Genomic DNA, 20,073 nt, shown 5'->3' with positions numbered 1-20,073 from the left:
TATAAGCTTCCAAATTCTAATCTACTTACAAATTCAACCACCGTTCGGTCAGCTTGGGCAGATCCGCCAAAACGCCCTGCTTAAAAGTGCAAGTTGGAAGTGATTCCATGAACAGCTTGCCGTATTTCTTGGTGAGCACCCGTTTATCCAGCACCACCACCACGCCCCGGTCTGTTTGGGTGCGGATCAGCCGGCCAAAGCCCTGCCTGAACCGTAAAATGGCCTGGGGCAGCGCATATTGATAGAAGGGGTCTTCAAAGGTCTCTGAGCGCGCCGCCACGATGGGGTCCGAGGGGACATCAAACGGCAGTTTGACGATCACCAGCACAGAAAGCGCATCTCCGGGTACATCCACCCCCTCCCAGAAGTTACGAGTACCCAAGAGCACAGCCCGTTCCGATTCCCGGAAAGTCTCCAGGAGCATATTAGCCGATGCGCCTTCACCCTGCTCATAGACCATGATGTCATCCTGAGCCAGGATGGGCGAAATCCGGTCCGAGGTCCGTTGTAACTGAGAATAGGATGTGAACAACGCCAACATCCGCCCTCCGGAAGCTTTCGCCACGGTGGAGATGGCCGATTCCACTGAGCGCTGATGGCCGTTATAGTTAGATGGCTCTGGCACATCCGTCGCAATATAGACCATTGCTGATGTTTCATAATCAAAAGGCGAACCCACCACAAGGTCATCGGCATCCTCAGCATTCAGCCGATGCCGCAGATAGTCAAAGTCATTATTGGTCGTCAGGGTAGCCGAGGTCAGGATCACACTCTGCTTTTGGAACCAGAGGTACTTCTCCATCATCTGGCCAATGTGCAGGGGGGCTGCATTCAAGCTGATCTCTTTATATTGGGGATGAATCTCAGCCCAATAGATCATGTTGCTATCCGGTTCCGTGGTCAGGCCATGCAGATTGAATTGGATTTCCATCAGGCGGGTGAACATATTGCCGATGCTTCCCCACATATCCTCCGCATCCTCATTTTCCTGATCGGCCAGTTCCCTCATCGGCGTTCTCAGGTCACGCAGGATTCCCATCAGCACTTTGAGGGTCTCATTGGCTTGCTCCCAGCCAATCTCCACATCCACCCATATCGGCAAGGTCCGAGTGGAGGGGATAATCCGTTCCTGCTGAGGATAAGTCCCCAAAGGACGGCCCTCACGTTGCTCCTCCAGATAGGCATCCAGCGCCTGGTAATATTGCCCCATTTGGCTGTCCAGACGGAAAGAGAGGTCAGAGGCCTTTTGTACCAATTGGGTCAGGGCAGCCATCTGGGAAGGCTGTAATAGTCCTTCGCAGAGGTCCAGGAACCGTCCCAAAAGCCCCGTCTTGGGGCCGCCCAATTCACGGATCAGACGGGTGATATCAATTGCACGCACCTTGAAGGACATGGCGCTGGTTGTGGCGGATTCAAGGTGATGGGCCTCATCCACGATCAAGTAATCATAGGCAGGCAGAACCCGGTTGCCGGTGGCCGTATCTGCCAACAGCAGCGCATGGTTCACAATCAGGATATGTGCATCCTCTGCGGCCATCTTAGCCCGATAGAACGGGCAGCGTCCGCCGGTGCGCTTGAGGCAGACCTCTAACCTGCAGCCTTCATCCTCTGCGGATAGGCGTGACCAAACCGCGCGCTCGATTGGCCCATTCAGGTTGATCTCGGTTCGGTCACCGGTGCGGCTATTCAAAAGCCAAACCAAAACCTTACCCAACACCCGCATTTCATGGGCGTTTTCCGGCTTGCGGTGCCGCATAGCGGCCAGCCGACGCGGGCAGAGATAATTGGAACGCCCCTTCAAAACAGCAGCCCTTAAGGGGAGATTCAGCGCCGCTTTCAGGTCTGGGATGTCCTTGTTGATTAATTGATCCTGCAGGTTAATCGTGTTGGTGGAAATCACAACACGGGTATTATTCTGGATCGCCCAATAGGCAGCCGGGACCAAATAGGCCAAAGACTTACCCGTACCCGTCCCAGCTTCGACCAATAAATGCTGGGAATTGCTGAGCGCTTTGGCGACATTTCGCAGCATATCCACCTGCTGCGGCCGATATTCAAATTCTGGGGAATGCTTGGCAAACGCACCACCGGGGGCCAGGGTCGCTGCGATCTCTTCAATATCCAGTTGGCTTTCCCCCACCTCTGATCCAACCCGCTGGCTGTCATTCGACACAGGCTTTTCAAAGAGCGGCCCCTGGGTGCCACCTCGCCCTTTCTTGGCTTGCACAGGCTCTTTGGCCCGTTGTCGCAGCACCTGCTGCAGTGTCCAGTTGGCCTGCCAGTCCAATGGCTCGCCCATCCGGACCAGTTCCGCCAGGAGTTCCAGGGGGATCTGATGCGCCTTTTCGAGCAATTCAATATAGACGCCATGCGTTGCCTTCGCATCATCGAGGGCACGGTGGGTGGCGGGCAGCAGCACACCCAGTTGTTGGGCAAGTGCCGAAAGGTTATAGCGGCTCGCGGTCGGCATCAGTACCGCGGCCAGCTCATACGTGTCAAGGGCAATGTTATCCCGCAATGCACCGGCCTGGCGTAAAAAGGTCAGGTCAAAGGTGACATTATGCCCAAGGATGGGCGCATTTCCGGCAAAGCCGATCAAGTCGCCAATCACCTCTGTGAGGATTGGCGCTTGCCGGACCATATTATTCGAAATGCCAGTCAATTGGGTGATAAATCCTGGAATAGGCCGTCTGGGATTCACCAGGGTCGTCCAGGTATCTTCCACTCTACGGCCGTTGAACTTGACCGCCCCGATCTCTATGATCGAATCATCTTGTGCATTCAAACCCGTTGTTTCAATATCGACAGCCACTATAGAAGACATAGCACGATTATACCCGTGATTTAGGCCCTTCCCCTCCTGGCGAGTCTCCAAAATCAAGTTGGCAAAACCTGGGGAAAAGTGGGAGGAAAACACCTGTTTTTAAGGGGTCAGGTGGGAGAAGGGCCCATTATTCGATAAATTTAATGGTCAAAGTGGGACTTGTCCATTCCTGTAATTTTGGGCAAAATGAACACCTCTGCCAATCTCTTCTCACCACACGGACAGCCCCCAACCTGACAGATTCCTATCAGCGTTCTCCCACTTTGAATCCCTCGACAGATTATTATGTATCATAGAAGTTAGGAAATTGGTAGCGGCACTGGAACCGGGGAAAGTCGGGAACGTTATCTATCCCTCCCCGAAAAGCATATCTACACTCTTCTTTTCTGAAAAACACTATTGGAATTCTCAGTCAAATCTCCCTCACTGTTTTTCCCAACCATTTTTAACTAAGAAACAAGCAAGACAAACAATCAACATCCCAAAAAACCGTAGAGACGCCTAATCAGCGTCTCTACCGGTTTAAAATCATCTTCGATTTTGATATCTAAGGATTATTCGGCAGCGTAAAGGTAAATGTTGTGCCCTGCCCTAAGCCCATGCTGTCCACCTTAATTTGACCGCCCTGGGCCTCAACCAGCTTCTTGACAATTGCCAGGCCCAGCCCGCTGCCTCCTTCCTGACGGGAGCGGGATTCTTCCACTCGGTAAAAGCGGTCAAATACAAAAGGCAGATGCTCGACTGATATCCCCGCGCCATCATCAGAGACCGCTATCTCCGCCACCGTATCCAAAGCCCGCACACTGACCAACACCCTGCCCCCTTCTGAGGTGTACCGCAGGGCATTTCCTAACAGATTGATCAAAATCTGCTCCACCCGGTCCTCGTCGGCCAAAACGGTGATTGACTGATCCGGTAAATCCTCTGCCAGTAGGATGCCCTGGTTGGAGAAATTGATCCGCATGGTCTGAAGCACATCAGCAATGACCTGGTTCAGATGGATAGGCTTGATGTTCAACTCAAGCACGCCTTCATCCATCCGGTTCAATTCCTGAAGGTCATTAACCAAGCGTTCCAAACGGTCCGCCTGGCGATAGACACGCTCCAAAGTGGCTGAATCCGGTTCCAAAACACCATCCATCAAGCCTTCCATTGACCCTTTGATCACAGTCAGCGGGGTACGCAACTCATGCGCCACATCGCTCAACCACTTTTGCCGATTTTCTTCCACCTGCTCCAGCCGGGACGCCATCAGATTGAAACGACGCCCCAAGTGCTGCAATTCATCTTGCCCACCGGCAAGTTCCGCCCCCAATGGCAGCCGCTCCCGATAATTTCCCGCTGCGATCCTGTCCGCAGCCTCCCCCATCTGTTTGAGAGGCCGGACAAAACGGCGGCTCATCATCACGCTCAGAACCAGCGCCACAAAAGTCGAAGGGAAAAAAGCATAAACGAAGGCTTCAAGGATGATTTTGTTAAATACACCATACAGATCGGAATACAACAACGATCCGCCCATCATTCCCCGGCCACCCATCATATGCCCGGTTTCGCTGAGGCCATAATTGGAAAAAATTGTGGCCATTGCAACTAATTGGTTATTGAATAGTCCTGGCAAAGCCACACGAATGATCACTCCCATGACCAGCATGCCAATCAGCACCAGTGAAAAATAGGAAAAGAAAAACTTCCAGAAAATGTGTTTACGAATAAATGCCAACATCAGACTCGTTCATCCTCAAAGCGATAGCCCACCCCCCAAACCGTCGCAATATGGCGGCCAGCCAGTTTCTTCCGGACATGTCCAATATGGACATCCACCACCCGGGTGTCGCCAAAATAATCCCTGCCCCAAACTTCTTCCAGCAATTGATCCCGACCGAGCGCTTGTCCAGAATGAGCCATTAACGTCATCAGGAGGTTGAACTCAATCGCGGTTAATTCCAGAGGCTGATCATCCAGCCAGGCCCGCCGCGAAGCACTTTCCAATCTCACATGGGCAAAATTGAAAGCCTGCTTACGGTTGGTGCCGCCGGCCATCGAGAGCCTGCGCATAGCCGCATTGACCCGTGCGACAAGTTCTTTCGGTGAAAAAGGCTTGGTCAGGTAATCATCCGCCCCCATATTCAGCCCAACCAGCTTATCCACTTCTTCGGTTCGGGCGGTCAGCATGATGACATAAATGTCCGATTCACGCCGCAGGGTCGAAAGCACGTCCAATCCATTCAGGTTCGGCAGCATAATATCCAGAATGACCAGCTCCGGCTGCACCAAGCGCGCATGTTCTATGGCTTCTTTACCATCCCCAGCCTCAAAGACCTGATAGCCTTCCTTCTCAAGGTAAGTTTTGATCAGGTCACGAATATCTTTTTCGTCATCAACAATCAGAATCTTTCCACGCACGCCCAAACTCCCGGTTTAGTGAGTCCTGTCTTCGATTTTACCTAAAAAAGGCACAGTTGGGGATTCTGTGCCTTTCAGGTTCACTGATAATAATTTTATTGGATGGATGCGCCGCAGTGAATACAACTCTCAGCGTCAACCGGGACCAATCCCTGACAATACGCACAATGAAAAGGTTTGCTTCGGGCGCCACAATTCGGACACCAGGTAAAAGCACCCTTGAGGGAATAGCCACATTTCGGGCAGGTGACTTCATCCTTTGGGGGCTGCCTTACCTCGACCGGAGAGACCCTTGCCAATTGGGATCCCACCAGCAGTGCCGTCAATAGTCCGGGATTTCTCCCACCACCGCAACGCATTGCTAATTCTCCAAAGCCTCACCGCAGTGTGGGCAGACTTTCCAATCCTGTTGAACTTCCTGTCCACAGGCTGGGCAGACGGGTTGCACGGGGGCAGCCGGCATCGTGTCAGAGTCGGACTTCTTGCCAGCCCGAACCAGCATGATAATGCCCATCACGATCAAAGCCAAAATGCCAAGTGGAAGCCCCACCATCAGGACCATACCAAGAATACCAAACATTGGGAAAGCCCAGGATGAGCTGCTAACCCTATCACGGTAGGTCCAATAGCGGTCATAATCACCGTAAGACCGGATGCGATCTCCCATCATGGTCGCTGGCGAATGGCTGTAGCGCAAGAGACCCAAGCCAAACCAGAGAACCATAGCCAAAATAACGAAAATTCCAATACCGATCAACCACGGCCAAAGCTTCTTCATCTCAAAAATCTCCTTTATTCTTAATTTATTGTTTACCAGCAGCCGCCAAATGGGCGTCCGTAGTTGTCATCATCAAAGCCGTGTTCTTCCCACTCTTCCTGCATATGCTCAAACATCCACCCAGAACGGTTTTCCGAGTTCCACCGACCCTGATAGCGTTCATAATAGGTGCTGTGGACTTCATCCATCAAAGCATCAAGCTCTTCTTCGGTCAGGCCTGCATCCAGAGCAATGGTATACAATCGCTCACCTTCAGCCAACCTGACGTTAATCTCATCCACAGATAGACCAGTTGCCTCTGAAATGGCGTCAACCATGGCATCCATCATTGGCGGGAATTCATCTGAATCATCAGTCCAAACACCATACCGTCCCATTGGGCCATAAAAATTATTGGATGGCGACTGAACATTACTTTGGTAGAACATTGCACGGCTGCGAATTGCAACAGCGGCAAAGGCAACCCCGGTAAAAATAATCAGCAAGGCTGCCGTGATCAATAAAGCGATACCAATATTACGTTTCTTTTCCATAACAGAATCTCCTTCATAAATCTATTTACAATTAATTTATACGACGCAAATGTAAAGAAAGTTCAAAGAAAAGGAGAAGAAACCATAAAGTTTATTCCAGCCTAATCCCACAGGAACAAGACGGTGCAACTGGATAACCCCATTCCCATATATAATAATAAAAGCGACAATCTTCAGAAAAGGAAATTCAGATGAGTAAAAAATACTTGATTGCCTATGGGACAGCCGCCGGGTCCACTGCGGAAGTAGCCGAAGTCATTGGGGAGGAAATGCGGCAGAGTGGGATGACGGTGGATGTTCACCCCGTGGAAGAGATTCGGGATATCTCCGAATATGATGGCGTGGTCATCGGTTCCGCCGTTAGGATCTTTAACCTTCTGCCCAAGACCAAGAAGTTCATCCGTAAATTTAAGAAGGCGCTCAAACAGCGCCCCACTGCCTACTTTTTGGTCTGCATGACGATGGGTGAGAAAACCGAAGAGAACATCAGCAAGACCAAAGAATTCGCCAAACCACTGCTGGAACTCAAAGAGCCGGTCAGCCTGGGACTTTTCGGCGGCTGCATGGATCCGGATAAATTAACTGGGATGTTTGCCAAGACAATGCAAAGCCAACCCAAGGAAGACAAACGTGACTGGGAAGAAATCCGGGCCTGGGGCAAGGATCTGATCAATCAATTCCCCGCATAACACTTCAACGAAATAATCCTGATTAACACGTCAGCGGATGACCTTGTGAGTCATCCGCTGACGGTTTTCGGAAGGAGCCTCTAAACCAAAAGGAGAGAAAAGATAGTCAAAAACTCTTTTCTGAAGTTGGGGGTTCATGCCCAACTTGATGCTAAGAGTATAACGGAAGGGCCTTCCTTTGTCCTTAAGAACTTGTTAAAGGACTAACAGCAAACGTTTAAGGTTTGATGTGGATTTTGTAATTTCCGCATATTATAAAAAGTATTACAACTTGTATGAAAGCCAAAGAACCTGAATAATTCCCCCATTTCTCACGATCTACTCACTCGTAAATAGGCTTATGCCTAATGATTTAGTGCACGGATCTGGAAGCCTGCGTCTTCCAATCGCCGACGGACGTGTTTTGCATTGGCGACCGCTTGCGGATTATCGCCATGCAGGCACAAGGTGTCGATGCTGATCTTCTTCCCAGCCACGTTAATCCCCTCTTTAGCCAATTGCACGGCGCTATCCGCCACCGCTTCCGGGTCCGTGATCACCGCGCCGGGTTGATTTCGCGGCATCAATTCCCCGGTTGAAAGGTAAACTCTGTCCGGGAAGCCTTCATTCGCCACCTGCAGCCCAGCCTGTTTTCCCGCCTCAATCAATAGAGATCCAGCCAGGCCGACCAGGATCAAACCAGGGTCAAAGGCCGCCACTGCCCCGGCAATGGCCTCTGCGGTCGCCCGATCCCGCGCGGCAAAGTTATAGAGCGCGCCATGCGGCTTGACATGCACCAATGGCACTCCCGCAGCCTGCGTAAAGCCATAAAGGGCTCCCAACTGGTATAGAATGATCCCCCGCACCTCTTCCGAGGATAAAGCCATCTGACGCCGTCCAAAGCCCTGCAGGTCCGGGTAACCCGGATGTGCACCAATAGCCACCTGATGCTTCGCAGCAAGTGCCACAGTCTCCGCCATCACCTGAGGATCGCCGGCATGGTAACCACAGGCCACATTGGCTGACGTGATCCACTGCATTATGGCAGCGTCATCACCAAGCTTATATCGTCCAAAGCTCTCCCCCAGGTCACAATTCAGGTCAATTGTCAAAGGTACAGCCATTCCGCCTCCTCGGTTTGAATGCCGCTCTTCATCTTCTCAACCATCTGCCAGTATATACCTTGGGCAGCCGCCACATCTATCCACTCAAAATTAATTTCCGTTCGCTCGGGTTCCGCCTGGGCCAGGAGCGGTAAATCCGCCTGAATGATGGTGGCAATGCAGGTATAGCCACCGGTTGTGGGATGATCGGGCATCATCACAATCGGCTGCCCGTCCCCCGGCACCTGAACCTCTCCCAGCACCATCCCCTGAGAGATCAGGTCAGCCCCCTCTTTGTGCTCCAGCGGCTCGCCGCTCAAGCGGTACCCCATCCGGTCAGAGCGGGCACTGAGCGTGTACCCTGAACTGGTAAACCATTCGAGCGCTTCCTCAGTAAAACGAGACTGATGCGGCCCAGGGACGACACGCAGCTTGGTCTCTTCTACTTGATATTGAGGACGGGCTTCCTCACGCAAAGAGCAAATGGCAAATGAATCGTCCAAACTCTCAGAAACACCCACAGGAATCCGCTCACCGACCCTTATAGGCGTCCCCAGGCCGCCCAGGGCATAGGTGCTGCGGGAACCCAGCCAACTCGGTGTCAGCACGCCACCAGCAACTGCCAGGTAAGCCCAATTGCCTCCGCCAATCTTTTCCAGTCCAATCCGATCTCCCGCTCGAACCCGAAAGTTCATCCAGAGTGGTAACGGGCGATTGTTCACGGTCAGCTTGAACCCTACACCGGTCACTGCCAGAAGGGTATCCACCTCAGGCATAAATGACGCACTTGAAAAGCCAATCTCCAAACAAGCCGCTTCCATGACATTTCCAACCAGCCGGTTGGCAGTTCGTTGAGCCCAGTGATCCATCGGGCCGGATTCGGGCAGGCCGTACCGTTGGTACTGGAACCGTCCCAAATCCTGCACGGTCATCATCAGAGCCGCTTGCTCAACCAGCAGAGTCATTGGACTTCACTCCCATCGGCCACCACAAAGTGGACCTCATCGCCGGGTGAAAGCAGGAAATGGGGTTCCTGATTCGGATTGAACAGCACTTGCTCGGTCCGGCCAATCAACTGCCAGCCGCCAGGTGACTCCAGGGGATAAACGCCAGTCTGCGCGCCGGCAATCCCAACCGCTCCTGGCAGAACATTCGTCCGGGGATTAGCCCGCCTGGGCGTCGCCAGTTCCGGGTCCAGCCCCATCAAATAGGCAAAGCCCGGGGTAAACCCCATCATCCCGACCGTATAGACCGGTGCGGTATGGCGCTGAACGAGTTCTCCAGGTGTCATCCCGTGACTCTTCGCCACCTCCACAAGATCCGGGCCATCCTCACCGCCATAGCGCACAGGTATCTTCACCCGCCGGGTCTGACGCTGACTTGCTGGCGGGCAGGAGCCTAACCGTTCTTCCAGCCAGGCGGTCACGTCAGAATAGGTCAATTGCAGAGGATCATATGAAATCAAAAGAGAACAATAGCCCGGCACTTGAGCCACCAAGCCATCCAAAGGTGAAGCAGTAAGCCATTCATCCAACGCGAAAACCCGTTGGTTGATGCTGCTGTCCAACACTTCCCCCAACTCAATCAGAACAGCCCCCTCCCCCACAGGAACAATTCGGGGCAGTTCCTCAGGCGGAATGCTCATGGGCCTTCCTCACCATGGCAGTTTGGATGGAAGCGGTCAGATGCGCCCCTAGCAGCATGATCGTCCCAGTGAGATAAACCCAGAACAATAAAGCCACCACCGTCCCAACCGAGCCATAGACCAGACGATATTGATCCAGGCCGCTGCTAAGATACCAAGTGAATACATTATTCAGCATATCCCAGGTGGCGCCAGCGACCAAAGCGCTGATCAAAGAAGCCTTACGGCTGACTTTTACCTGTGGCACCCAATAATACATTGCCCAAAACATTAAAGTGTTAAAACCAACGGGCAGCAGGAAGGAGCCTATCTGCCACAAGAAGGTCTGGTGCAATGATTTGCCATTAAAAGGGATCTTGATCGCGGGAATCAAACCTACAATGGTTGTCATCCCAATGGCAAGCACAACCAAAAGGCCCAAGGCCAGGAACATAAAAAAACCCATCAGCCGTCCCTTGAAAAAGTCAGGGACAATTGCTCTTGGAAAAGCCCGATTGATATTCTTTGCCAGAATATTGAACATATTCGTGGCAGACCAAACCAGTGAGACCAAAGCCAACAGGGTTACAGCGCCCCGCAATTGCAAAACCCGCTCAATATTACCAATCACCAGATCCTTAGCGCCTGGGATCACTCCTTGGATCAAATTGAGCAACTGATTTTGAACAACATTTTGCTCAACAAAATAACTGCCGATCACAATGATGACCAGAATCATGGGAAAAATCGAGAAAAAAGTGTAATATGCCAGGCTGGCGGATGCTTCCGGCCCGCGCTCATCACCAAAACGCTTGACTGCCAATCGGAGGATCTCAGGGACGCCGCCAGTAAAGTCATTTATCTTGAGATAGACCGACTGCAGTATTTGTTTAATCTTGTTTAACGTCTCTTTTAGCTTCATTTAGATGTTGTATCTCATGTATAATTTTGTCAGATTAATCATTCATTATACTGGTATTTACCATTTTCCCTCGAGAGCATCCAGCTTCAGGAGGCCGTGATAGTCCATAAATCTAATCGCCAATGTCGCCAACGCATTCGGATGGGCGTAATCCTATTCACATTTCTCCTTTTTCCAATCGTGATGAACTTTCTCTCTACCTATGTGATTATTGACGGCGCACTGGAAAGGATCATCACAGGCAGTTTTATCCTGTTTTGTGCCCTTTCCATCAATTCATTGTTCGTAGGCCGGCTTTGGTGCAGCTGGGCCTGCCCGGCCGCAGGGCTGCAGGAAACAGCATTCAAGGTCAATCCACTCTACTTGACGGAGACCGGCAGAAGCTAGACTCCCCGAACCCTTATTCTTACACGCAAGGAAACGCCATGAACATTGAAACAATTCAGTCCTACTACGAAGCCCGCGGCCTGCAATGGCCGGATGCCAAAGATGCCCTGCTCTTCTATCTCTCCGAGGTTGGTGAGCTGACCGAGGCGTATTTGGCCCACCACGAGAACGACCTGACCGCTGAGGAAGTTGAGTTGCTGGAGCATTTCGCTCAGGATGGCTTCAAGGCGGATGAAATTGTCTCGCGGGTGCCCGGTTGGATCCGCAATAACGACCGCGTTCGCAAGGAGGATATCAGCAAAGAGGTCGCCGATTGCGAAATGATGCTGGCGGTTTTCATGTTCAGCCTCACCCAATCTTCTCCGGATGCGGCCTTGTTAGATAAGATGAAGGAGAAGCTGGGAGATAAAGCGAACCTCCTCAGAGAATAGGCCTACGTTATGAATCCAAAAAGCCACAGGTTGATTTCTGTGGCTTTTTATTTTAGTAAATCAATTTCCGGGTCAGGCTATGGCGTATTATCCACATCCAGGGTGAAAGTCTCCGTCAAATCATTTGCAATCACGGTGTATTCACCAGCCGGCAGCCCGTAAACATCCAGACTGACCGTCTCTTCAAACGGTACCAGAGCCTGGGTGCACATCTGATCTGCCGGGCGATGAGTTCTGAAGGTGATCGTGAAGGTTTGGCCCTCCAGAGAGCTCTCAACCGACTGGATCGTCGTGCAGCCATCCGGGAGGTCCCCCTGCAAGGCCACGCTGACCTGCACCGGGAAGGACTCCATGATTAGGATGTCCATCGAATTAAGATAAACAACCGTTCCCTGAATAACCTCTGAGGCCGGGCCTTCCTGGTCACCAACGACCGGTTCTTCCATGATATTATCCACTGCCAGCTCAAAGGTGGCAGTCTGCTCCTGGGCATGAACGGTGTAAGCGCCTGCCTCCAAACCGAGGACTTCCAGTTCAACCGTTTCGGTGAAGGGCACCAAGGCTTCCGTGCACACCACGTCCCCGGCTGGGCGGTGCGTGGTTGCCATCAGCGTGAAGTCAAAACCATCCCGGCCGGAACTGATCTCATCCAGCACAACACAGCCATCCGGCAAATATCCAGTCACGGTCACCATGACCCGCACAGGGAAGGATTCGAGGATCACCACTTCGAGGGATTCGAACGTGGCTTCCTGACCGTAAATGAATCCGACATCATCCTGAGGTGGCATAGAAACAGGATCGCAGGCCGCAAGTAAAACCACACTCAAAATGATGAGTGATATCAAAAGTAATTGGCGTTTCATCAGTAAACCTTTCTTCTCAAGGTCTTCAATATCTAAATGACGAAAAAACAGCCCGCTTTGTTCCTTTTCCGTGATTATTGATCTTATAATAAACTAATAGCTACGTTTCGTGATGAAATTATTGAGTATCCTCAAGGAGTAATATGCTTAACAAGAAAGATCAAACACAAATCTGGATTTTCCTCGGCATTACCTTTGGTATCTCCTGGCTCACAGCCCTGGTCATCTACCTGACAGGCGGGCTGCAAAACAGCCCCATGCTCGCCATCGAAGGTGCTCAGATCAGCCTGGCTTATCTCCTCCTGGCAACCGCCTATATGTTCGGCCCCGCCATTGGTAATATCCTGACCCGTCTGATCACCCATGAGGGCAAGGCAAACCTCTTACTTGAACCAAAATTCGATCACGGTCGCTGGGTCTACTGGCTATTAGCCTGGTTTCTCCCCGGCGTGTTGACCATCCTGGGCGCGGCTTTCTTTTTCCTCATTTTCCCAAAATATTATGATCCTCAACTGGGGATCATCACCCAACAACTTGAAGCTGCGGGTTCAACAACGACTGCAAGCCCCTGGACCATCGTAATCCTGCAAACCCTTCAGGCCATGCTGCTGGCACCCGTCCTGAACGCCATCTCCACCTTTGGCGAGGAATTCGGCTGGCGGGGCTACCTCCAACCCAAGCTGATGCCTCTGGGCGCTCGCAAAGCCGTCCTGTTGACCGGCGTGATCTGGGGTGTCTGGCACTGGCCAATCATCCTGATGGGCTATAACTACGGTTTGGATTATGTCGGTGCCCCACTCTTAGGTCCGCTAGCAATGACTCTATTCACAATTTCGCTGGCAGTAATCTTCGGATGGCTATCCATCAAGGCTCAGAGCGTCTGGCCAGCAGTGATCGGCCACGGCGCGTTGAATGGCATCGCAGCCATCGGGATATTGCTGGTCAAAGGCAGCCCCTCCTCCCTGCTTGGCCCTGCCCCCACCGGCGTAATCGGCGGTCTGGCGATGATTCTCTTAGCGGTGGCCCTCTTCTTTATTCCCAATGGGCTTAAACCCAAACAGGATATGCCACCTACGCTCGAATAACCCAAATTACCCGAACATTTCAAAAGAGCCTCTCAAATTGAGAGGCTCTTATTATATTTGCTATGAATGTTGTTTCGCGCTGGAACGATAACGGTTTTTATTATTTGATCGGGACATTCTGCCCTGTTTCTTCTGGGAGGAAGTATGCTTGTTGTCATTTAAGCGGACGGTATAGCCATCCACATTACGCCGCTCCAGCTTCTTTCCCATCAATTTCTCGATGGAGCGTACCATGCCAACATCTTCCTGGGTCACGAGCGAGAAAGCTGTCCCATCCTGTTCCATCCGCCCAGTCCGGCCGGTGCGGTGGGTATAGGCTTCTGCAGTGTCCGGGATGTCATAATTGATCACATGGGAGATATCCATCACATCGATTCCCCGCGCGGCGATATCCGTTGCCACCAAAACTTTCACCCGCCCCTGTCGGAAAGCCCGCATGGCTGCATCCCGCTTATTCTGAGATAGATTACCCTGCAGAGAAGCAGTAGCAAAACCGGCATTCTGTAACTGTTCTGCCAACCGGGTTGCCCGGCGTTTGGTGCGAGTGAAGACCAACACCTGATCACTGCTTTGTTTATGCAAAAGGTGGATCAGCATTTCAAGTTTTTTGTTAAAAACCACTGGATAAATGGCATGGTCAATCTTATCTAACGGTTTTTCAAAATCAATCGCCACTCTAACAGGACTATCCATCATGCTGGTCGCGAGATCCAAAATTCTATCTGGCATTGTTGCCGAGAAAAGGAGGGTTTGGCGCGCTTCAGGCAAAGCATCGATGATCCGCTTGATGTCCGGCAGGAAGCCCATATCAACCAGGTGATCGGCTTCATCCAAGACAAGAATCTCAACATTTTTCAGGCTGATTTCGCCCTGATTTTTCAAATCCAGTAACCGTCCGGGGCAGGCAATTACAATATCCACACCCTGGCGCAGCCGCTTGATCTGATTCTTGGCACTCACGCCACCATAAATGGAAAGCATTCTCAGGCCGGTCTTGTTGCCCAGCTGCTTGAAAGCACTATGCGTCTGTTCGGCCAATTCGCGGGTTGGTGAGATTACCAAAGCACGAACCCGGCCCCGTTTTCCCGTCATAAGCTTCTGCAAGATAGGCAGCGCAAAGGCAGCCGTCTTTCCGGTACCAGTTTGGGCCAGGCCCAGCACATCTTTTCCCACCAAAATGGCAGGGATGGCTTCTTCCTGAATGGGGGTTGGCTCTTTATAGCCAGCAGCGTTGATGCCCGCATTAATCTGCGGATTAAAATTAAAAATACTAAACTTCACAATCATGTCCTTAATGGGTGTATCAATTAACACGGCAAAAGTATATTCACCGTGTCCGCTCCTTCATCCGCACTGCGGTAACACCATTAAATGACATGGAGCGGCTATTTACAAAATAAAACCAGGGAAATCCCTGGTCCGTTGAATTCTAAATTGTTCAACTTCGACTAACGGAGTATACCACAACAAAAATATTATGGGGGCAAGCCCTGATTTTGGTTTTCATCCCAATATTTTGATGAAATATCTTCCTTAGGTGCGCTCAAAACCGGAGCGCACCCTACGACTTCCAAATTCAAATCCGTTATATTTTAAAATATTAATCTTTTGTAGGGTGTGCAGTGTCCTTCTGCGCACCACCTATTAAGATCTTTGTCACTCTTGTGGTGCGCTCAAAACCGGAGCGCATCCTACGACTGCCAAATTCAAATCCGTTATTAATTAAAATAAAAAATCTTTTGTAAGGTGTGCAGTGTTCTTCTGCGCACCACCCATTAAGATCTTTGTCACTCTTGTGGTGCGCTCAAAACCGGAGCGCACCCTACGACTGCCAAATTCAAATCCGTTTTGAATTAAAATATTAATCTTTTCTAAGGTCTGCAGTGTTCTTCTGCGCACCACCCAATAAGATCTTTGTCAATCTTGTGGTACGCTCAAATTCGGAGCGCACCTTACGGTTTCTGGTTTTACTCCAACGGATCGCTCTGCCACCCATCTTCCCCAATCAGAGGGACGAAAACCACCGGGATGCTCTTGGCCTGTTTAAATTCCCCATTCTCCAGATCCCAAATCTCCAACTGTTGTAAGGTGCGGCTTCCCACCGGGATCACCAGCCGGCCTCCATCCGCCAATTGAGCCATCAAGGGTGGTGGCACTTCCGGAGCCGCTGCGGCCACTAAAATCCGATCATAAGGCGCGGCCTCAATCAGCCCCTCCGTCCCATCACCGATATGCACCTGAACGTTATCGTATCCCAAAGCCGCCAGGGTCTCACCTGCCGCTTCAGCCAATTCGGGAATCCGCTCAATGCTGTGGACTTCGCGCGCTAAAAGGCTCAAGATCGCTGCCTGGTAACCGGAACCCGTCCCCACCTCCAGAACCTTATCCCTGGAACTCACATCCAAGAGTTCCGTCATCAGCGCTACGATATAGGGCTGGGAAATGGTCTGTTCACACCCAATTCGCAGGGGGCTATCCACATACGCATAGATTCGGGCGTCCTCCGGCAGAAAGAGATGGCGGGGCACATGTCGCATCGCATCCAGCACCCGCGGGTCCCGTACACCCCGTTGGGCGATCTGGATGGTCACCATCTCCTCACGAGCTGCCTCAAAGTCCAAGCTCAGGTCCCTCCACCCTCAACCGGTTGGCGATTTGCCGGTCCACCTTGCCCATTGGGTATTTTTCCAACTCCGAAGCACTCACCCAAACCAATTCATCGCTCTCAATCGGCTGCGGTTTTGCGCCGTTATCCAACCGGCAGAGAAAGGCATGCAGAGTGATCTTGAAATGGGTATAGGCATGTTTATAAACGCCAAAAGGCTCCCCAACGGTCACCTGCACACCCAGTTCCTCCTGGATCTCACGCTGCAGGCAGGCGGGCAAATCCGGGTCACTTTCTTCCTTCGTCCCACCAGGGAACTCCCACAATCCGCCCAGCAAGCCACCCGCCGGGCGTTTACTGAGCAGCACCTGGCCATCCCGCCGGATGATCGCCGCTGTAACCGTCAAATGAGGTATCTTCTTGCGGGGCGACTTCACCGGCCGCTGCTCCTGAACGCCCAAAGCCCTGGCCTGGCAATCGGCCTGAATGGGACAATGGTCACAATCCGGCGTCTTGGGGGTACAAATGGTCGCTCCCAGGTCCATCAACGCCTGGTTATAAGCACTGGCCTCACCCTTGGGCAAATTTTCCTCTGCTAAAGCCCAAATCGTGCGCTCGCTCTCCGGGCTGCGCAGGGGTTCGGTCAGGTCATAGATCCTTGAAAACACCCGCCGGATGTTGCCATCTACCGTAGCCACGTCTCTGCTAAACGCGATGGAAGCAATTGCGGCCGCAGTATATGGCCCGATGCCAGGCAGCTTTTCCAGCGCATCCAGCGTGTCAGGCAACTGATCTCCTAACTCATCATGGATGATCCTGGCAGCCTTGTGCAGATTGCGTGCCCGGCTGTAATAGCCCAAGCCCTCCCACAAATTCAACACATCCTGTTCATCCGCCTCGGCTAGGGTGCCAACATCGGGAAAACGCGCCATCCAGCGTTCGAAATAGGGAATCACCGTATCCACCTGAGTTTGTTGCAGCATGATCTCGGAAACCCAAGTCCGATAGGGGGTAAGAACAGAACGCCAGGGTAAATCCCTGGCGCTCCTGTGATACCAATTCAATAAATCCGCCGCCCAGTACATCAGAACTGAAAGCCTCCATGGAGCGGGGCTAATTTCAACTCGTAATTCGTCACATAATCCAGCAGGTGATCATTCAAACCGGCCCATTCATCGGACCGGATGATATTTTGAGCACGATCCAATCCCGGCACAATGGCACAAACCAGAATCTGCGGGTGCTCGCCATAAATCGTCACCCAGGCATCGCTGAGGGCCAGACCAAGCTTTTGAACGCCGGGCATGAAGCTGCGCACAACGAACTCAAAATATTCCTGCTCACGACCCTGAACAATATCCCAGGACATGATCACTTTCACGTTCATAAACAGATCCCTTCCATCCGCCTTTGCCAAAGACCACCTAGCGGGTCAGGTTCAGGACCATCACCCGGGTTTCTTCCGGGAGTATGTTGACAGAGGAAAGTTTTAATACATCAATTGTCTCCACCTGGTTCAACCCCATTTCCTTAAGGAACTTGGAGAGCGGAGCCAACTCAAGTTTATTCTCCGGGGCACCATAATGCATGGGGATCACAATCCGGGGTTCGAGCAGGCTGATCACCTCAGCCGCCTTGGCTGCATTCAGGCTGGTTTCCCCGCCCACCGGCACCAAAGCCACATGAACCTCACCCAGGCCTTCCACTTCCGTCTGACTGGGGACACTGTTCAATTCACCCAAATGGGCAACTGTCAGCCCGCTGTAGTCCATCACATAAATCGTATTGCGGATTTCATCAGAATCCTTCTTATGCTTTCCGCCGTTGATCCGCACACCAGTAATGAATACTCCCCCAATCTCATATTCACCGGGGCCGGTGATTTCAAACGCCTTGCTGCGAATGCCTTTAATATAATTATGTTCGGGCCGGTCACAGCTTACCGTGACAACATCAGCCCGTAATTTACCATAATCAAACCCAACGATCTCAGGATCGTAAGGGTCCGTGACCACCGCGGCCATGCCGCGTTCAATGATCCTAAAACAAGAATTGCCGTGCCAAGTTATATCCATAAAGCCTCCTTCGATGATTGCTTAATTATACAACGTCCCGTCAAATGACGGGCGGATTGCTCGAACCTATGATATTCTGAGGTAATCTTACCCAATTAATTGTAAAATAAAAGTGAATTTACATCAAAAGAATAGATAAAGGAGATTGAAAAATGTTCAATGAAATCGCTGGAACCACCGTCTTTGCAATCTGCATCGTTGGTGTTGTTCTCCTGTTCCTGCTGACCATCCTGCTCCGGTCAGTGAGAGTTCTCACCGAATATGAACGCGGTGTGGTCTTCACACTGGGGAAATTCACCGGTGTCCGTGGCCCCGGGCTCACTTTCCTGATCCCGATCCTTCAGAACATGCGGCGGGTGGATATGCGCCTGGCCACAGCCGAAGTGCCCCGCCAGGAAGTGATGACCAAAGACAACATCCCTATGCTGGTGAACGCCGTGGTCTATTTCAAAGTCATTGACCCCGAAGCCGTCATCATCAAAATTGAGGACTATATCTTCGCCATTCGCCAATACACTCAGGCTGCCCTCCGGGATGTGATCGGTAACAACGAAATGGACAGCGTCCTGATGGAACGCCTCCAAATCGCCGAAGCCATCCGTGAAATCGTGGATGCGGAAACCTCCGACTGGGGTGTGGATATCGAATCAATCAAGATCCAGGAGCTTGAACTCCCAGCCGAGATGAAACGTGCAATGGCCCGTCAGGCTGAGGCAGAACGTGAACGCCGGGCGACCGTGATCGCCTCCCAAGGTGAGTTGGAAGCCTCCAAGAACCTGCGTACGGCTGCTGCTGAGCTGGCCGGCTCCCCCGGTGCCCTGCACCTGCGGACCCTGCAAACCATTCGGGATATCGCCTCAGACCCCTCCGAGAAACTCGTGCTGTTCCTCCCATCAAATATCGCTAATGTGGTTTCCGAGTTCACGGACCAAAAGAAAGATAACTTGATGTGATTGAAAAGCTGAATAACAATGTCCGTTATTTGCAGATCGCCTTCAACTATGATCTGCGGATGGCGAGGAGAGTCATCCCAGCCATACCTCAAAGCGATCGAATCCTGATCGAAGCGGGTACCCCTTTCATCAAACTGGAAGGCATGGATGGCGTCCGGATGATCAGCCGGATGTGGCCAGGGCATATTGTTGCCGACATGAAAGTTGCTGACGGCGCCATCGGTGAAGTCGAAATGGCCCGTCGAGCAGGCGCAACAGCCGTGACCATCCTGGGTAACGCACCGACCGAAAGCCATGACCTGTTCATCAAGCGTTGTGACGAGTTAAACATGCTTTCAATGATCGACCTGATCGGCGTGAAAGACCCTCTGACCGTCCTCCGCCCCTTGAAGAAATCCCCGGATGTTGTGGTGATCCACCGCGGCCGGGATGAAGAGGGCACCCAGGGCAAAATGATCGAATATCGCCAGGTCAACCGCATTCGGAGCAAGTTTGATGCACTAATCTCTGCGGCTGGCGGTGTGGACCTGCGGGAGGCCCGAAGCGCAATCTTCAACGGTGCCAACATCGTGGTCGCCAACATCGTCAACCCCGCTGACGGCTGGACCGGTATCAAAACCACCGATGACATCACAGCTATCGCCCAGAAATTCCTCGAAACCATCTCGTAACCCCTCTTAGTTAATCATAAACGATCCCGGTAAAATGCCGGGATCGTTTTACTTATGTCAATATTCTAGGTTGAGTAGGTCACGCTTCCAGCGTGACTTTCATTCTGTCATGCAGGTTCGATCTTGCGATCTCATCACGCATGGC

21 protein-coding genes are annotated in these 20,073 nt (G+C 51.8%); 6 read left to right on the top strand and 15 right to left on the bottom strand.

The features are described 5' to 3' along the window. Positions 1 to 25: 25 nt before the first annotated feature. The 5 genes from JR338_11910 to JR338_11890 form a co-directional block, all read right to left on the bottom strand. The gene (locus tag JR338_11910; protein QRN83093.1) at positions 26 to 2,824 is read right to left on the bottom strand and encodes a DEAD/DEAH box helicase family protein; all 2,799 of its coding nucleotides are present in this window, start codon (positions 2,822 to 2,824) and stop codon (positions 26 to 28) included. A 547-nt stretch (positions 2,825 to 3,371) separates the two neighbouring features. Then, complete coding sequence (locus tag JR338_11905) at positions 3,372 to 4,547, bottom strand: HAMP domain-containing protein (protein QRN83092.1); 1,176 nt, start codon at positions 4,545 to 4,547, stop codon at positions 3,372 to 3,374. Then, positions 4,547 to 5,227: a response regulator transcription factor gene (locus JR338_11900; protein QRN83091.1), complete on the bottom strand. Its 681-nt coding sequence runs from the start codon at positions 5,225 to 5,227 to the stop codon at positions 4,547 to 4,549. Before JR338_11900 ends, JR338_11905 begins: the two co-directional genes overlap by 1 nt. Positions 5,228 to 5,588: 361 nt before the next feature. Then, positions 5,589 to 6,005 carry a zinc-ribbon domain-containing protein gene (locus JR338_11895; protein ID QRN83090.1) on the bottom strand — a complete coding sequence of 139 codons (417 nt, stop codon included), beginning with the start codon at positions 6,003 to 6,005 and terminating at the stop codon, positions 5,589 to 5,591. 32 nt (positions 6,006 to 6,037) lie between these two features. After that, positions 6,038 to 6,538, bottom strand: coding sequence for a hypothetical protein (locus JR338_11890; GenBank protein ID QRN83089.1), 501 nt, complete (start codon positions 6,536 to 6,538; stop codon positions 6,038 to 6,040). Between the two features lie 191 nt (positions 6,539 to 6,729). Here JR338_11890 and JR338_11885 point away from each other — a divergent pair, with 191 nt between their 5' ends. After that, positions 6,730 to 7,227 (top strand): flavodoxin domain-containing protein, encoded by a 498-nt coding sequence (locus JR338_11885; protein QRN83088.1) that lies wholly within the window; start codon positions 6,730 to 6,732, stop codon positions 7,225 to 7,227. A 344-nt stretch (positions 7,228 to 7,571) separates the two neighbouring features. Here the strand turns inward: JR338_11885 and JR338_11880 are convergent, their stop codons facing one another. Genes JR338_11880 through JR338_11865 form a run of 4 tightly spaced genes read right to left on the bottom strand, consistent with a single transcriptional unit; the run spans position 7,572 to position 10,855 of the window. After that, positions 7,572 to 8,330 (bottom strand): 5-oxoprolinase subunit PxpA, encoded by a 759-nt coding sequence (locus JR338_11880; GenBank protein ID QRN83087.1) that lies wholly within the window; start codon positions 8,328 to 8,330, stop codon positions 7,572 to 7,574. Then, the gene (locus JR338_11875; protein ID QRN83086.1) at positions 8,315 to 9,274 is read right to left on the bottom strand and encodes a biotin-dependent carboxyltransferase; all 960 of its coding nucleotides are present in this window, start codon (positions 9,272 to 9,274) and stop codon (positions 8,315 to 8,317) included. The genes JR338_11880 and JR338_11875 overlap by 16 nt, the downstream gene beginning before the upstream one ends. After that, positions 9,271 to 9,954 carry a 5-oxoprolinase subunit PxpB gene (gene pxpB, locus JR338_11870; protein ID QRN83085.1) on the bottom strand — a complete coding sequence of 228 codons (684 nt, stop codon included), beginning with the start codon at positions 9,952 to 9,954 and terminating at the stop codon, positions 9,271 to 9,273. The genes JR338_11875 and pxpB overlap by 4 nt, the downstream gene beginning before the upstream one ends. Further along, the gene (locus JR338_11865; GenBank protein ID QRN83084.1) at positions 9,938 to 10,855 is read right to left on the bottom strand and encodes a YihY/virulence factor BrkB family protein; all 918 of its coding nucleotides are present in this window, start codon (positions 10,853 to 10,855) and stop codon (positions 9,938 to 9,940) included. The genes pxpB and JR338_11865 overlap by 17 nt, the downstream gene beginning before the upstream one ends. Before the next feature lie 183 nt (positions 10,856 to 11,038). On the opposite strand from JR338_11865, the gene JR338_11860 reads away from it, so the two are divergent. Both JR338_11860 and JR338_11855 read left to right on the top strand, forming a co-directional pair. Beyond that, positions 11,039 to 11,242: a 4Fe-4S binding protein gene (locus tag JR338_11860; GenBank protein ID QRN83083.1), complete on the top strand. Its 204-nt coding sequence runs from the start codon at positions 11,039 to 11,041 to the stop codon at positions 11,240 to 11,242. Between the two features lie 38 nt (positions 11,243 to 11,280). Continuing rightward, positions 11,281 to 11,673, top strand: a complete 393-nt coding sequence (locus JR338_11855) for a hypothetical protein (protein QRN83082.1) — start codon at positions 11,281 to 11,283, stop codon at positions 11,671 to 11,673. A gap of 77 nt (positions 11,674 to 11,750) precedes the next feature. Here the strand turns inward: JR338_11855 and JR338_11850 are convergent, their stop codons facing one another. Continuing rightward, on the bottom strand, positions 11,751 to 12,539 hold the full coding sequence (locus JR338_11850; GenBank protein QRN83081.1) for a hypothetical protein: 789 nt from the start codon (positions 12,537 to 12,539) through the stop codon (positions 11,751 to 11,753). 143 nt (positions 12,540 to 12,682) lie between these two features. On the opposite strand from JR338_11850, the gene JR338_11845 reads away from it, so the two are divergent. Then, entirely contained in the window at positions 12,683 to 13,624 is a 942-nt protein-coding gene (locus JR338_11845) for a CPBP family intramembrane metalloprotease (GenBank protein QRN83080.1), read from the top strand. Between the two features lie 60 nt (positions 13,625 to 13,684). On the opposite strand, the gene JR338_11840 is transcribed toward JR338_11845, so the two are convergent. The 5 genes from JR338_11840 to JR338_11820 all read right to left on the bottom strand — a co-directional run bounded on the left by JR338_11840 (position 13,685) and on the right by JR338_11820 (position 18,304). Beyond that, complete coding sequence (locus tag JR338_11840; GenBank protein QRN83079.1) at positions 13,685 to 14,905, bottom strand: DEAD/DEAH box helicase; 1,221 nt, start codon at positions 14,903 to 14,905, stop codon at positions 13,685 to 13,687. A 686-nt stretch (positions 14,906 to 15,591) separates the two neighbouring features. Next, entirely contained in the window at positions 15,592 to 16,218 is a 627-nt protein-coding gene (locus tag JR338_11835) for a protein-L-isoaspartate(D-aspartate) O-methyltransferase (protein ID QRN84432.1), read from the bottom strand. Between the two features lie 16 nt (positions 16,219 to 16,234). Then, entirely contained in the window at positions 16,235 to 17,314 is a 1,080-nt protein-coding gene (gene mutY, locus JR338_11830; protein ID QRN83078.1) for an A/G-specific adenine glycosylase, read from the bottom strand. Then, positions 17,314 to 17,616, bottom strand: coding sequence for a hypothetical protein (locus JR338_11825; protein ID QRN83077.1), 303 nt, complete (start codon positions 17,614 to 17,616; stop codon positions 17,314 to 17,316). The genes mutY and JR338_11825 overlap by 1 nt, the downstream gene beginning before the upstream one ends. A 37-nt stretch (positions 17,617 to 17,653) precedes the next feature. After that, positions 17,654 to 18,304 (bottom strand): MBL fold metallo-hydrolase, encoded by a 651-nt coding sequence (locus tag JR338_11820; protein ID QRN83076.1) that lies wholly within the window; start codon positions 18,302 to 18,304, stop codon positions 17,654 to 17,656. Between the two features lie 188 nt (positions 18,305 to 18,492). Here JR338_11820 and JR338_11815 point away from each other — a divergent pair, with 188 nt between their 5' ends. After that, positions 18,493 to 19,257 carry a slipin family protein gene (locus JR338_11815; protein QRN84431.1) on the top strand — a complete coding sequence of 255 codons (765 nt, stop codon included), beginning with the start codon at positions 18,493 to 18,495 and terminating at the stop codon, positions 19,255 to 19,257. Beyond that, positions 19,254 to 19,928 carry a hypothetical protein gene (locus JR338_11810; protein ID QRN83075.1) on the top strand — a complete coding sequence of 225 codons (675 nt, stop codon included), beginning with the start codon at positions 19,254 to 19,256 and terminating at the stop codon, positions 19,926 to 19,928. The genes JR338_11815 and JR338_11810 overlap by 4 nt, the downstream gene beginning before the upstream one ends. The last annotated feature ends 145 nt before the right edge of the window (positions 19,929 to 20,073 follow it).

Source organism: Chloroflexota bacterium (assembly GCA_016887485.1).
Classification (GTDB): domain Bacteria; phylum Chloroflexota; class Anaerolineae; order Anaerolineales; family Anaerolineaceae; genus Brevifilum.
Note: the sequence above shows the minus strand (reverse complement) of the source record. Positions and strands in the feature narration are given on the sequence as shown.

Coding starts and splice junctions, on each gene's coding strand:
- JR338_11910 (QRN83093.1), bottom strand. CDS start 2,824: ATGTCTTCTATAGTGGCTGTCGATATTGAAACAACGGGTTTGAATGCA.
- JR338_11905 (QRN83092.1), bottom strand. CDS start 4,547: ATGTTGGCATTTATTCGTAAACACATTTTCTGGAAGTTTTTCTTTTCC.
- JR338_11895 (QRN83090.1), bottom strand. CDS start 6,005: ATGAAGAAGCTTTGGCCGTGGTTGATCGGTATTGGAATTTTCGTTATT.
- JR338_11890 (QRN83089.1), bottom strand. CDS start 6,538: ATGGAAAAGAAACGTAATATTGGTATCGCTTTATTGATCACGGCAGCC.
- JR338_11885 (QRN83088.1), top strand. CDS start 6,730: ATGAGTAAAAAATACTTGATTGCCTATGGGACAGCCGCCGGGTCCACT.
- JR338_11880 (QRN83087.1), bottom strand. CDS start 8,330: ATGGCTGTACCTTTGACAATTGACCTGAATTGTGACCTGGGGGAGAGC.
- JR338_11875 (QRN83086.1), bottom strand. CDS start 9,274: ATGACTCTGCTGGTTGAGCAAGCGGCTCTGATGATGACCGTGCAGGAT.
- pxpB (QRN83085.1), bottom strand. CDS start 9,954: ATGAGCATTCCGCCTGAGGAACTGCCCCGAATTGTTCCTGTGGGGGAG.
- JR338_11865 (QRN83084.1), bottom strand. CDS start 10,855: ATGAAGCTAAAAGAGACGTTAAACAAGATTAAACAAATACTGCAGTCG.
- JR338_11860 (QRN83083.1), top strand. CDS start 11,039: ATGAACTTTCTCTCTACCTATGTGATTATTGACGGCGCACTGGAAAGG.
- JR338_11855 (QRN83082.1), top strand. CDS start 11,281: ATGAACATTGAAACAATTCAGTCCTACTACGAAGCCCGCGGCCTGCAA.
- JR338_11850 (QRN83081.1), bottom strand. CDS start 12,539: ATGAAACGCCAATTACTTTTGATATCACTCATCATTTTGAGTGTGGTT.
- JR338_11845 (QRN83080.1), top strand. CDS start 12,683: ATGCTTAACAAGAAAGATCAAACACAAATCTGGATTTTCCTCGGCATT.
- JR338_11835 (QRN84432.1), bottom strand. CDS start 16,218: ATGGTGACCATCCAGATCGCCCAACGGGGTGTACGGGACCCGCGGGTG.
- mutY (QRN83078.1), bottom strand. CDS start 17,314: ATGTACTGGGCGGCGGATTTATTGAATTGGTATCACAGGAGCGCCAGG.
- JR338_11825 (QRN83077.1), bottom strand. CDS start 17,616: ATGAACGTGAAAGTGATCATGTCCTGGGATATTGTTCAGGGTCGTGAG.
- JR338_11820 (QRN83076.1), bottom strand. CDS start 18,304: ATGGATATAACTTGGCACGGCAATTCTTGTTTTAGGATCATTGAACGC.